Genomic DNA, 12637 nt, shown 5'->3' on the forward strand with positions numbered 1-12637 from the left:
CGCGCGATCGAGCATCAACCATCGTGAGCGTCAACAGCTTGCGGTACGGCCAGGTTCTTCTTCGCTTCGATCAGCGCGAGCTCGGCGCTGATCAGCATCCCATTGATGATGGATACGATATGACCGGAAGTGCCGGTCAGGCCTTGAGATCGTCGAGCTCGCCGGGCTGGCCGAAGGAACCGAAGTTCGTGATCGGCCCCCCGCCCTCCTCGGTGCAGCCGACCGCGTTCGCGAGCGTCGTGAGCAGCTTGTTGTGGGGCGCGTCCTTGTCCTGCACCGTATTGGACTGCCGCGTCACCTTGATGTACTGCCCCGTCTTGAAGTAGCCGCCGCAGCCCCCCGCGATGATGTACGGCAGGTCGCGGAAATCGTGGCGCAGGCCGTCGGAGAGCTCGTTCATGAACACGACGGCGCTGTTGTCGAGCACCGTCGCCCCGCCCTCCTCGTAGCCCGCGAGCCGGTCGAGCAGATAGACATACTCGCCCACGAACCAGCGATCGATGTCGAAGAGCATCTCCTCGTAGCCGTCGACGGTGCTCCCGGTGTCGTCGTCCCTCGTGTTCCCGTGCGAGAGCTTGTGGTGGTTGTACTCGTGGGCCATCCCATCCCACTTGAAGATGGGCCCCGCCGCGCCCGAGCCCCATTGCAGCGTCGCCGACCGCGTCGCGCCGGTCGCGATCGCCAGCGCGAGGATGTCCATCTGCATCCGCCCGACCTTCTTGAACTCCGCGTCGAACGCCACGGTGTCCGGGTCGATCCCCTCGATCTCCGCCGCTCGCTCCGGCGAGAGCTCGCGCGGGATGATCCCCGAGCCGCCCATGCCCACCTCGAGGTCGCGCACGGTCTGGAAGTGCATGTCGAGCTTGTCGCGATCGGCCTTGCTGAGCTTCTTCTTGAGCAGGGCCTCGTACTCGACCGAGACCAGGTCGAGCACGCTCTCGCGGCGCTTCGTGAGCCGCACGATCGCCTCCTCTTCGAGGTCCGTCCCGCCGACCAGGTCCCGGTACGCGAGCCACGGGTTGTTCTCGCCGCTGACGGGCTGCTCGCTTCCGGTGTACGAGATGTGCCCGCGCACGTTCGGCGTCTTCGCCCCGACCATCAGCGTGAGCGCGGGCGTGCCCGGCGGGTTGATCTTGTTCGCGATGAACTGGTCCAGCGAGATCCCCGCCGCGTACTGGCTGCCCTGGACGAGCGGCTGCGCCGTGAGCTTGCAACCCATCCCCTTCGCGTGGTCGTCGCCCGCGCTCGGGTCGAACCCGTAGCCGCGCGGCACCATGTGGATGCCCCGCGGGATCAGGAGCTTGTCCCGGTACGCGGCGAGGGGCGCTATCGCCCGCGTCGCTCCGAACGAGGCGGCCGTCAGCGCGCCGTACTGCGTGCTCGGGAAGAACTTGGCCATGTTCACGCCGTTGCACATGAAGAAGGCGATGAACCGGCGCGGCGCGCTCGCGTCGGCCTTGGCGTCGCGCGGGCGCAGCGACTCGAGGAGCGGGAGGCCGAGCATCACCCCGCACGCGCCCCGCAAGAACGTTCTGCGATTCATTGGTCCACCTCTTCCACGGCCCGATACCTGAACGTCTTCGTCTGCGTGAGCGCGACCAGCAGCTCCTTGATGTTGTACCCGGACGCGCCGAGCTTCTCGTCGAGCTCGGCGATCGTGCACGCGTCCTCGCGCGAGAGCTGGCGCGCATTGCCGTAACGGTACCAGTTCGTCAGATAACACCGCTGCGCGACGGGGCTCTCCGCGAGCTGCGTCGCGAGATCCACGGCGCCGTCGAAGCGGATCTCGGCCTTTCCGACGGCGATCGTGCCTGTCGCGTCGATCGTCTCGCCGTCCTCGTCGGCGCGGTAGCGCCCGACCGCGTCGAAGTGCTCCAGCGCGAAGCCCGGCGGGTTGATCACGCCGTGGCACTTGTTGCACGCGTCCGGCGACGTGTGCACCTCCACCTGGTCGCGCGTCGTCTTGATCTCGCCCTGAATGGGCGGCAGCGTCGTGTTGATGTCCGCCGGCGGGTCCGGGAGGTCGGTGCAGAGGATCTGGCGCTGGATGAACACGCCGCGGTGGATCGGCGAGCTCTTGTTGAAGAACGCGTGCGAGCTCAGGAAGCCGGCCTGCGTGAGCAGCCCCGCCCGCTCCGCCGGGTCGAGCGGCGTCTCCACGAGCTCGCTCGTGAACGACCCCTCCACGCCGTAGATCGGGGCGAGCCTGTCGTTCACGAAGCCGACGGGCGCCGTCATCAGCGTCCTGAAGTCGCCCTCCATCTCGAGGACGACGTGCCGGATGAACTGCCTCGTCTCGGCCGCCATGGCCGAGGACACGCTGGCGTCGAAGTCCTCGTAGAGCGCCGGATCCTTCGAGAGATCCGCGTAACGGCTCATGTGGAGCCACTGGGCGTGGAAGTCGTCCAGGGCGCTCGTGGCCCTGGGGTCGGCGAGCATGCGCCGCGCCTCGGCCTCGATGCCCTCGGGCGTGCCCAGCGCGCCGCCCTCCGCCGCTTCGAGGAGCGCGTCGTCGGGCAGGCTGTTCCAGAGCAGGTACGAGAGCCGCGTCGCGACCTCGTAGGCGTCGAGCGGGATGATCCCCGCGCCGTCGAGCTCCTCGCTGAGCTCGATGCGGTAGAGGAAGTGCGGCGACTGGAGCATCGCCTCGATGACGTGGCGCACGCCCTGCTCGAACGGCGTGCCCGCGTCGAAGAGGCCGTTGCCGCGGGCGTACGCGGCGGCGTACGCCTCCTCCTGCTCCGCCGAGAGCGGCCTCCTGTAGACGCGCTTGCCGAGCTCCCGGATGAGCTGCCGGGCGCAGGCCGCGCCGTCGCCCTCCGGCGCGCACGGCACGATCTTGCCGAGCACGGCCTGGTCGACGACGGCGTCGGCCGCGATGGTCTCCGCGGCGCGGCGGTAATCGCGGGCGAGGCGGTCGGAGACGAGGAGCCCCTTGGCGTTGTTGTTGAACCCCTCGAACGCCGGGTCCGCGAGGAACGCCGCCGAGGCCTTCATGTCCTTGCCGAAGAGGTCCCGGATGGTGTTGTCGTACTGCGCGTGCGTCAGCCGCGTCAGGCGCGGGGTGGGGCCTGGCGCTGTGACGCCAGGCTCGCACTGGGCGCCGGGACCGGGGCCGGGGCCGGGGCCGGGACCAGGGCCGGGACCGTCGCCCGGATTCGATCCGCCGTCTCCAGACGATCCCGAGCACGCGGCCGCGCTGGAGAGCGCGATGGCCGCGAGCAGCATCCTCGGGGTGCTTCGATTCACGGGCAGCTCCTTCGTGAATGAGCTCGAAGAAAGAAGAATCTACGAGCGCTCCATGGAACAGGCTATCGGGGCCAGGCGCCCAGCGTCAATGCGAGGCGGCGGTGGAGCGGTCGGTTCCGTCAGTTCCGCCGGTTCCGCCGGTTCCGCCGGTTCCGCCGGTCCCGCCCAATCCGCCGGAGCTGTTCACCGGAATCGGCGCAGCGCGGCGATGACGCGCCCAGACTGGAAAGGCGCCCAGGTGGGCGCAGGGAAGTGCGTTATCCACGATTCAGGAGACAGCGCCTGATCACGCACGCCGGGAGCGCTGGTCGCTCCTGGGCGTTCAAGGCGTCGCGGGCATCTGCGGCTGACACCTGCCCGACGAGCAGACCGCCGTCATCCCGTCCGGGAACACGGGCGCGCACGGCGGGCACGCGCCCATGCCGGCGGGACAGACGAGGGCATCGAGCTCCGCGCTCTGGTTGAGGGCGACGATGCCTGTCCCGTCGCACCCCTCGCAGCAGCCGAGGCCGTCGCGCAGGACGCAGTCCGAGTCGACCGTGCACTCCGTCAGCGGCGACTCGCGCACGTCGAGGACGACGCAGCGCCCCGCCTCGCACGTGGCGGTGAAGTACTGGGTCGTGCGCTCCGCCTCGGTGACCTCCGGGCACGCGCCGCACGCGACGCCCCCGCACCCCTGGATGATCTCGTTGAGCCTCGTCCCGGCGCGGTTGATGGCCCTGAAGTTCTCGGCATTGGCCGTGTCACAGGCGCCGCAGCAGCCCCGCGACACGAGGATGCAATCGCTCGGCGCGTTGCAGACGCCGATGTCGGGCAGCTCGCCCCGACAGGCCTCCTCGCACGCGGCGAGGGAATCGAAGCGGTTCTCGTTGCCCTCGCAGCCGCCGTAGGTGAACTCCCTGCACGCGCCGGCGGCCGGGTCGTACCGGTATTTCGGGAACGCGGCGTCACACCGGCCAGGATCCGCCGGGAGCAGGCACCGGACGGGCAACTCCCCGCCGCCGCCACCGCCGGTCTCCGCGGACGAACCGCCTCCGCCCGGGTCCCCGCCGCCCGAGCCCGCGGGGTCCACCTTCCCGGAGCAGCCTGCGGCGAGCAGAAGGGAGGTAAGCAAGCCAAGACCCAGGGATAAGCGCCGAGACATGCCGGGCGAGTTGCAACGCGCATGCCCTGGGCGTCCGGTCGGTGCGCCCGCCGATCTCGGCCCGGATCGCGCGGGCGCTGGGCCTCGGTGTGCCAGACGGCGCGGCACACCATGACGGCGTCGTCGAGGCGGCCGGTCCCCGAGCGGCTCGCCGTCAGGGGTCGCGCGTCAGCCGGACGTTGTACATGGTGCTCCCGAACACGATGCTGCCGTCTGCCCTCTGCTGGTCGACGACGAAATCGAAGGCGACCGCGTTGCGCACATCGATGGTGCACCCGGATGCATCACAATCGCAAACGCCTATTCTACACAGCGCGATGTATCCGCAGTCGGCGGGCTGCCCGTCCTGGGTACAGCCGGCGGCCCCTGTTCCCCACCCCCCGTTGGGCATGCAGAGGTAGGCGTCCGAGTCTGGCTGCATGAGGTACGACGTCTGAAGCTCGCACCAGCCCGTCCAGAGCTCTCGGGGATCGATGGTGAAACGCAGCCGGCGGTCGGTGAGCTGCGCATCGAGCATGGTGAAATCGAACCCCTCGTAGGGCAGGTCGGTATCGTAGTAGTCGCCCGGCGCGATCGACGTGGGATAGCCCACGTCCGGATCCACGGCCGGGGGGATGGCGGCTCCCGTGCCGAAGCGCACCTTCCCCTGGATCGATGCGCCCTCCACGGTGTCGATGTCGATCTGGATCACGTCCGATCCCGAGCGGAACTTGAAGTTCTCGACGTATCCATCCCAGTGCGCGATGAGCAGCGCGGCCGCGCTGGAGTCGGGGTTGGGCTCACCGCTGCCGATGGGCAGATCCTGCGACTGACAGCCGGTGTTCCCGAGCGAGGCAGCCGTGAAGAGCAACGCGAGCGCGACGCGGGTCGAACGATTCATGGTTCCTCCTGTCTCTTGCGGTCCATCGCTACATGGCCGGCGCGAGGAACATCCGTCTCTGTCAGTCGAGATTTTCTCGGAACGCGCACGAGGCGCGGACTCGGCCCATGTGCACCGAGCCCGGCGCTTCGCCGAGGAGCCGCTCGGCCTCCGCGCGCGCCTCCGGCGCCCGCCCTGCCGCGCAGAGGGCGAGCACGCGCGCGGCCATGCGCTCCTCGCGGAGCTGGCCCTCTGGGAACCGGGCGCCGAGGTCGTCGAGGCGATCGAGCGCGGCCGACGGATCGCCGTCCCGCACGGCGTCCTGCGCCTCGCGCAGCAAGGCCATCTCCGCGGCGAGCGTGCTCGGCGTCGCCGGCTGTCCGCCGCGCGGGCGCGCCGGCTCGCGTTCGCCGCCGCCTGTCGAGGGCGCTCGCGCGGCGTCCTCCGCGCCCAGGTCCAGCGGCCGCGGCGGTGCGGAAGCGACCGCGCGGGCGGCGCGCGAGGGCGCCGCTATCGGCGCCGGCGCGGCGACTGGAGCCGCCGCGGGCGGCGTCACCGCGGGCGGAGGCGCCGCCCGCGGCGTCACCGCGGGCGCGCTCGCCGGCGGCGCTGCGCTGGCCGGCGGAGGGACGTCGACGGTCGCCCTGCCGGTGAAGAACCCGCCGGCGAAGGCGACGGCGCCGATCAGCGCGCCCGCCGCGATCACCTTGCCCGAGAGCACGCCGCCGGCCGCGTTGCCCGAGAGCACGCCGCCTTCCCCGCTGCCCGCGAGCGGCGGCGGGGGCGAGGTGGGCGCCTCCCCGGACGGCTCCTGCGGCGCGCCGACGGCCAGCTTGCCCGCGAGCGCCGCGCGGAGCCGCGCCTTGTCGGACGGCGCGAGCCCGTCCGCTCGGGCCGCCTTCAGGAGCGCGCGCGCCTTCTCGCCCGGATCGCTCATGGCCATCCGCCTCCGCTCCTCGCCAGCGCCAGCTCGAACTCGCGGCGCGCGGCGCGCAGCCGCGAGTAGACCGTGTTCAGCTTCAGGTCGAGCGCCGCGGCGATCTCCGGCGCGCTCAGCTCCTCGATCTCCGCCATCACGAGCACCGCGCGCTTGTCGTCGTCGAGCTCCGCGAGGAGCGCATCGACGAGCTTCAGCGCCTCGACCTGCTCGAGCCGCTCCGCCGGCCCCGGCGCGCGGTCCGCCACGCCGCCCGGCAGCTCCTCGAGCCCTCCCTTGCGCCGGACGAGGCGCCGGTGATCGCGCGCCACCCGGCAAAGGATCGCGAACAGCCACGCCTTCACGCTCGACCGCGGCTCGAACTCGCCGAGCCGCCGGTGGACCACGACGAAGACGTCCTGGAAGGCGTCGTCCAGGCTCGCCTCGCTGACGCCGAGCCGGCGCAGGTTTCGCCAGACGAAGTCGGCGTGCTCGTCGTAGACCGCATCGAAGTCGAGGGAGACGGGCCCGTCGTGGACGCCGAAGTGCGGATCGAACACGGACCCCGCGAAGGGAAGCGCCGACGCGGGGGACGTCCTCGTCACGCGAAGTACATGGCCGGCGCCGTCCGGATCCGTCACGGAAATCGCACCTCGACCCCCAGCGAGGCGCGGAGCGCGGCGGCGGCGCTCCGATGGACCGCGCCGATGCCGACGAGAACGAATTGATCGCGCCTCACCGGAACATGGACGTCGAGGACCAGCGGGACGCGGATCCGATCCGAGAGGGCAAAGATGGCGAGCGCTCCGGCGTACGGCGCGACCCAGAGCGCCCGGTTCGAGCCGGGCGACGCCGCGCCGAAGCTGGCCGCGCTCATGACGCCGACCTCGATGCCGGCGCAGGGCCCGAGCTCGAACGCGCGATAGCGCCCGGCATAACAGAGGCGCAGCCCGCCGGTGGTCAGGTGGACGGTGCCGCCCATCGTCGTCCCCGCGACGACCGCTCGCTGTGCGCCGAAGGTGGTGCCGGACAGCTCGGCGCGGAAGGCCTCGAGCAATACGCCCGCGGCGAGGCTGGCGCCCGGGGCGACCGCCGGGAGCGAGGCCGAATCGATGACGCCGGAGGCCCTGAGCGTGGCGCGCAGCTCTAGCGGGCGCGACGGGCGCGCCGCGCGCCGCTCCGGGGCCGCGGGGGCGCTGGCGTCCGGCGGGGGCGAGGCCGCGGGCGGCGCCTCGGCGGCGGTGCGCGCGTCCGGAGCTGCGTCCGCCTCCGGCTCCGCGCCGGCGCCCTGCTCCGCGCCGGCGGCGGCGTCCGGCGCCGCGCCTGCGTCCGGATCCGCCTGCGCGGCGCCTCGGCTGGCCGCATCGGGATCGATGGCGAGCGCGATGATCAGCGCCGCTGCGTCGGCGAGCTCGGCGCAGGTCTCGCCGTGGAGCTCGCGCGACCGTGCCGTCTCGCCGAGCGTCATCGTGAGGCGGAGGTCCCACGACCCGCGCACGTTCCGGGACACCACCGCGCGCGCCTTGAGCGGCGGCTCGCCGCTCGCGCCCGCGGGCCGCCCGAGGCGCTGCTCGATCTCGGCCAGCACACGCCCTCGATCCGCGCACTCTCCGGGCGCGACCCAGTCGAGCGCGACGCCGTCCGCGTTCGCCGCGCCCTCTGCGGCGCTGGCGCGCGCCTCGGCCGCCGTCGCGGCGAGCGCGAGCGCGGCGAGCGCGGTGAAAGAAAGAGACGAAGCGGACATCGGCTGCAGCGATGACGTCCGACCCGCGGCGGTCGCGCGGGCCCATCACGTCCCGCGGATCGCGGACGACGATGGCGCCGGGCTCCTTCGCGATCCGCAGGAGGCCCTGCGCTCCGCTCGGGAGGCCGGCGCGGCTCGACGGCCAGCGAGCCTACCAGAGATCGCGGGGACACGTCCGCCAGCGCAGCCGCAGGCGGCGGGCGCGCGTGCCTCGCGGCGCCCTTCTGGCGCCACGCCCGCCCCCGTCGAGCGCCCGGCGCCGTGATCCGGCGGGCGCGCGGCGGCGCTCGCGGGTGCTAGCGTGAGGCCGTGCGCGAGCGCCTCGATGGGATAGTCGCCAAGCTGACCGCGGTCCGGGAGCGGGGCCTCTCGTGTTTTGGCAGCGACGCTCATCGCTTCGAGCTGAGGCCGCCGGCCACCGAGGCCGAGGTGGCGGCGTTCGAGGCCGCGCGGCGGGCGCGGCTGCCCGAGGACTACCGCGCGTTCCTCCTGCACGTGGGGCACGGCGGGGCCGGGCCGTTCTACGGGCTCCTGACGCTCGCGCAGTGCGACGAGGCGCGGTACGAGGCGATCGACGACCTCGACACCGCGTGCCCGCTGCACCCCGACACGCTGCCGCCCGGGAAGGACTGGCTCGATGTGCTCCTGCCCGGCGAGGGCGAGGCGATGGACCGCGCGCTGCGGGGCACGCTGAGCCTCGGCATGCAGGGCTGCAGCTACTTCAGCCAGCTCGTGGTCACCGGGCCGGCGCGCGGCCGGGTGGTGTACATCGACCTCGACGGCGGGCGCCCGTATTTCCCCGAGAACGAGGGCTTCCTCGACTGGTACGAGCGCTGGCTCGACGAGCTCCTCGCCGGGTACGAGTTCCACTGGTTCGGCACCGGCATGCCGGGCTTCGAGCCCGAGCTGGCCGGCGCGCTGCGCCGGGGCGAGCGCCTGGCGGCGGCGCTGGCGGCGATGTGCCAGCTGCCGCGGCTGGGCGGGGACACGCTCGAGCTGGTGATCGCGCGGCTCGATCACCCCGAGGCGGGCGTCCGGCAGCAGGCGCTCCAGGTGCTCGGCAAATTCGACGACGGCGCGGGGGCACGGGCGCGGCGGTTCCTGCGCGATCCGGAGCCGGGGCCGCGCCGGGCGGCGCTGAAGGTCGTGTGCAAGGGCGATCCCGCGCGCTGGGCCGCCGATGTCCGCGCCCTGCTCGACGACGCCGACGGCTCGATCGCGTCGGCGGCCCTCCGCGCCCTGGACGAGGCGAAGGTGATCATGCTGGCCGACCTCGCGCCGCGCGCCCGCGACCCGCGCAAGGGCGTGGCGACGGACGCGGGCTGGCGCCTCGCGGGCATGGCGAGCCGGGGCGTGCCGCCGTCGGAGGCCGCGGCGTTCGTCGCCGCCGCGACGGCGATGCTCGATCACGCCGAGCCGAGCGTGGCGATGTACGGCCTGCAGGTGCTCGTCCACGTGGACGCGCCGGCGCTCGTGGAGCGGCTGCGGGCGTTCGCGCTCGGCGAGGAGCGCTCCCACCGGATGAGCGCCTGCCGGGCGCTCGTCCGGCAGGACCGCGCCGCGGGCTTCGAGGTGCTGACCGAGCTGACGAGGCACGCCGATCCGTTCGTGCGCCAGGACGCCGCGCGCATGCTGGGCGACGTCGGCGACGCGCGGGTGCGGCCGGCGCTCGAGCGGCTGCTCGAGGATGAGACCAAGCCGTTCGAGCGCACCGCGACCGGCACCCGCAGCAACGTCTACCGCGTGTGCGACACGGCCCGGATGGCCATCGAGGCGATCGATCGCCGCGCGCTGCATTGAAGCGCGGCGACCGCGGCGCGGCCTCCGGAGGTCAGAACCGCTCGACAGCGAGCGTCCTGTGTCGGGATTGTGTTTGCGTCTCCGCGCTCTGCCGGCCCAACGACTGCCGTTCAGCGGCGCACCGCCCTGCTGAGCGGAGCGAAGTGGGGCGGTGCGTCCGATGCAACGGCCTGTTCGGCGCGCTCGTCATCATCGCGCTTGCCTCGCACACGAGTTCGAGCACATCTGTCCTCCACCCCAATGTCGAGCCCCGACGCAACAGGAAGCTCGATCGCGCGAGGCTCGGCGCGACTGGAGGCGCCGGCGACCTTCTTTGCACGGTTTCTCTCGCGGGCTCGATGTCGCCGCTCGCGGTTCTTTTGCTTCCTCGACCGCAGCGGCGATCTCTCGACCCTCGGCTCGCCTACGTTCGGCGTTCCGTTGCTCTTCTCGGAGATGGCGCTCCCCGCCTCCCGTCGACGTTTCTCGGCGACAGTGCGCTTCTCGCTTCCCTGCGCCACGCCGCGCGCCGCCCGCGCCAACTGATCGCACCGCGCATTCAGGTACGCCCGCACCGTGTTCGTACGCTGGTGCCCCTTCACCCAGCGAAGGTCCATCTCGATCCCGTGCTCGTTCGAGAACGTCCTGATCCTCTCGCGCAGCCTTGCAACCGCTGGAGCGTTCCGCTGGATGCGTGGTTTAAGCGCTCCATCGCTCAGAAAGCGAACAGCCGCCTGGCTGTCTGTGTACACGACGAGCCCGCGCACAGCCTCGCCCCACGCCTTCCGCGCCAGGTAGACCCCGGCGAAGATCGCCGCCAGTTCTGCCTCGTTGGCGCTGCTGACATACGGTGGACAGGCCCCGTGCCGCACGATCCTCCCGCGAGTCGACCTCAGCCAGACGCCCCAGCCGGCCACGATTGGTGAGAAGGACGCGTCCGTATAGCAGGTGACCCAGAAGCGCGATTCCCCGGCCCTTTCTCCCTGGCTGTTCATCCCAGTCGTGCCCCCAGGAAAGCGCTCTTGCCGTCGGCCCGCGCGGCGCTGCATGCGCCTCCGCTTGGCCGCGAGGCGGTGCAGTCGGCAACCGCAGAGTACGTAATCCTAGAACACCGATCACGTTGATCGAGCGAGAAGTGAACCGCCAAGGCGCCATAAGACGCCAAGATTTTGTGATTTTCTTGGCGTCTTTGGCGCCTTGGCGGTTCGAATTCTGCTCTCTTCTGGCGGTTTCAACCCGTTTGTCGCTCTAGAGTGACGGCAGCTGCTCGCGGAAAAACGCGTTGTACTTGGGATCGTTGTACCGCTCGTACTCGATCGCGAACGGGGTCAGCTGGCTGACGCCGCCCTTGTACCGGATGGTGAGGGCCATCGGCGTGACCTCGCGGTAGTTGCTGGCCGCCGGCAGGTCGTCGTTGGTCTTCCCGCCCGCGGAGAACAGGGTCAGCAGCACGCCGTCGGGGTCGTCGTGCACGACGCGGAAGCCCTCCGGGACGCGCTCGTGGCCGCGGATCAGCGTGGTGCAGCCGAGCTTCTGCATGAAGCTCTTGAACTGCCGCTTGCCGAAGGGGAAGCGCGCCGTGGACTTCTGGAGCTCCGCGGGGATCGCGTCGACCTCGCTGGGGTCGCTCCAGAGCATCTGGAACCGGATCTCCGGGTCGTTGAGCGAGGACACCGACGTCCACCGGGCGGCGATGGTCTCGTCGCGCGGGATCCCCGCGTGGACGAAGAGGATCCTGTCGAAGACCAGCATGTTGGGGAGCGCCTCGAAGAGGCGCATGTAGGCGGCGAACACCTCGTTCGGCGCGATGGCCGCGAGCGAGCTCATCGCCTCGGAGGGCCGCACCGGCGCGAGGACGCGGCCGTTCAGCTCGACATAGTACTCGTGATTGCCGCGCAGCACGAAGACGTTGTCGGGCGCGGCGAGGAAGAGCTGCATCACCGTGCGCAGGACGCCGTTGTAGCTGAACCTGCCGCGATCGATGTAGTCGCCCAGGAACACCAGCAGCATCCGCGGGTTGTGCGCGGGGTCGTCCCGGTGGGCCTGCACCTTGGCGAAGAAGTCGGCCTGCATCAGCGCCCCCTTGAGGCACGAGTAGCAGCCGTGCAGATCGCCGATGACCAGGAGCTCGACGTCCTCGGCGGGATCGGGCGAGGCGACGTAGACGTGGCCGTCGAGGAAGGGCGCCTGCCCGGCGAAGCCCGCGAGATCCGCGGCGCCGTCGAGCCGGCCCGCGCCACGCGCGCGCTGCTCCTCGAGCTTCGCCTCGAACCGGCGCATCAGGTCCATGTCGACCTTGGCCTGCTCCGCGAACGTGGCGGGATCGCTCGCGTAGTCCCACTCGAACGCCTTGAAGAACGGGTGATCGACCTCGCGCGCCTGCTTGCGCGTGGCCGGATCGATCACCACCGCGCCCTGCTCGATCGTCTCGATGTCGACGTCGTCGATCTCGATCGGGGACGCCGACAGGAGCGACGAGAGCTCGTCGCGGAACCGCTGCTCGTTCGGGTGGACGACGCCGTCGGCGAGCATGAGCTCGTCGACGGTCGCGAGCAGCGCCTTCCGGTTGTCGTCGTCGAAGCCGTCGAGGAGCTCGAAGCAGCGGAGCTTGATCTTGGAGAGGACGAAGTCCCTCGGGTCCTCTCCCTCGGCGACGCTCTCGGTGAAATGGCTCTGGATCTGGTGGTCGATCTCGGAGAAGACTTCGTGGAAGTGGCTGGTCCACCGGCCGACGACGTCCGGGTTCTCCTGGGCCTCGCCGCCGAGGGCGTCGCGCGCGCGCTGCCGGACGAGGTCGTGGATGTAGCCGCGGATGAAGGACTTCTCGGTCGGATCGAGCTCGCCGTCGATGTACCCGAACCCCGTGAGGTAGTAGATGATGGCGTGCATCTGCTGCTCTGCGACGCGCGGATCCGGGCTGAACGACATCATCAGGCAGCTCTCCTC

10 protein-coding genes are annotated in these 12637 nt (G+C 71.2%); 1 reads left to right on the forward strand and 9 read right to left on the reverse strand.

The window, feature by feature from the left end:
• Nucleotides 1-136: 136 nt before the first annotated feature.
• From WMF34_RS39290 to WMF34_RS39320, 7 genes are all read right to left on the reverse strand, one after another.
• The gene (locus WMF34_RS39290; protein WP_437991008.1) at nucleotides 137-1543 is read right to left on the reverse strand and encodes a DUF1552 domain-containing protein; all 1407 of its coding nucleotides are present in this window, start codon (nucleotides 1541-1543) and stop codon (nucleotides 137-139) included.
• Nucleotides 1540-3249: a DUF1592 domain-containing protein gene (locus tag WMF34_RS39295; protein ID WP_437991009.1), complete on the reverse strand. Its 1710-nt coding sequence runs from the start codon at nucleotides 3247-3249 to the stop codon at nucleotides 1540-1542. The genes WMF34_RS39290 and WMF34_RS39295 overlap by 4 nt, the downstream gene beginning before the upstream one ends.
• Nucleotides 3250-3571: 322 nt before the next feature.
• Nucleotides 3572-4363: a BPTI/Kunitz domain-containing protein gene (locus tag WMF34_RS39300; RefSeq protein ID WP_437991010.1), complete on the reverse strand. Its 792-nt coding sequence runs from the start codon at nucleotides 4361-4363 to the stop codon at nucleotides 3572-3574.
• Nucleotides 4364-4547: 184 nt separating this feature from the next.
• A complete protein-coding gene (locus WMF34_RS39305; protein ID WP_012240349.1) occupies nucleotides 4548-5273 on the reverse strand; it encodes a hypothetical protein in 726 nt (241 codons plus the stop codon).
• A gap of 61 nt (nucleotides 5274-5334) precedes the next feature.
• The gene (locus WMF34_RS39310; protein ID WP_437991011.1) at nucleotides 5335-6189 is read right to left on the reverse strand and encodes a hypothetical protein; all 855 of its coding nucleotides are present in this window, start codon (nucleotides 6187-6189) and stop codon (nucleotides 5335-5337) included.
• Nucleotides 6186-6809 (reverse strand): RNA polymerase sigma factor, encoded by a 624-nt coding sequence (locus WMF34_RS39315; protein WP_437991012.1) that lies wholly within the window; start codon nucleotides 6807-6809, stop codon nucleotides 6186-6188. The genes WMF34_RS39310 and WMF34_RS39315 overlap by 4 nt, the downstream gene beginning before the upstream one ends.
• Nucleotides 6806-7912, reverse strand: a complete 1107-nt coding sequence (locus WMF34_RS39320; RefSeq protein WP_437991013.1) for a hypothetical protein — start codon at nucleotides 7910-7912, stop codon at nucleotides 6806-6808. The genes WMF34_RS39315 and WMF34_RS39320 overlap by 4 nt, the downstream gene beginning before the upstream one ends.
• 309 nt (nucleotides 7913-8221) lie before the next feature.
• Between WMF34_RS39320 and WMF34_RS39325 the strand changes: the two genes are divergently transcribed.
• Nucleotides 8222-9712, forward strand: coding sequence for a HEAT repeat domain-containing protein (locus WMF34_RS39325; RefSeq protein WP_012240353.1), 1491 nt, complete (start codon nucleotides 8222-8224; stop codon nucleotides 9710-9712).
• Nucleotides 9713-9822: 110 nt separating this feature from the next.
• On the opposite strand, the gene WMF34_RS39330 is transcribed toward WMF34_RS39325, so the two are convergent.
• A complete protein-coding gene (locus WMF34_RS39330) occupies nucleotides 9823-10686 on the reverse strand; it encodes a ribonuclease H family protein (RefSeq protein ID WP_437991014.1) in 864 nt (287 codons plus the stop codon).
• A gap of 253 nt (nucleotides 10687-10939) precedes the next feature.
• On the reverse strand, nucleotides 10940-12622 hold the full coding sequence (locus WMF34_RS39335; RefSeq protein WP_012240355.1) for a metallophosphoesterase family protein: 1683 nt from the start codon (nucleotides 12620-12622) through the stop codon (nucleotides 10940-10942).
• Nucleotides 12623-12637 lie beyond the last annotated feature (15 nt).

Source organism: Sorangium sp. So ce145 (assembly GCF_051525985.1).
Lineage (GTDB): Bacteria > Myxococcota_A > Polyangia > Polyangiales > Polyangiaceae > Sorangium > Sorangium cellulosum_B.

Excerpts from the sequence above, each read along its gene's own strand:
- WMF34_RS39320 (WP_437991013.1), bottom strand. The coding sequence starts at position 7,912 with ATGTCCGCTTCGTCTCTTTCTTTCACCGCGCTCGCCGCGCTCGCGCTC.
- WMF34_RS39310 (WP_437991011.1), bottom strand. The coding sequence starts at position 6,189 with ATGAGCGATCCGGGCGAGAAGGCGCGCGCGCTCCTGAAGGCGGCCCGA.
- WMF34_RS39330 (WP_437991014.1), bottom strand. The coding sequence starts at position 10,686 with ATGAACAGCCAGGGAGAAAGGGCCGGGGAATCGCGCTTCTGGGTCACC.
- WMF34_RS39335 (WP_012240355.1), bottom strand. The coding sequence starts at position 12,622 with ATGATGTCGTTCAGCCCGGATCCGCGCGTCGCAGAGCAGCAGATGCAC.
- WMF34_RS39290 (WP_437991008.1), bottom strand. The coding sequence starts at position 1,543 with ATGAATCGCAGAACGTTCTTGCGGGGCGCGTGCGGGGTGATGCTCGGC.
- WMF34_RS39305 (WP_012240349.1), bottom strand. The coding sequence starts at position 5,273 with ATGAATCGTTCGACCCGCGTCGCGCTCGCGTTGCTCTTCACGGCTGCC.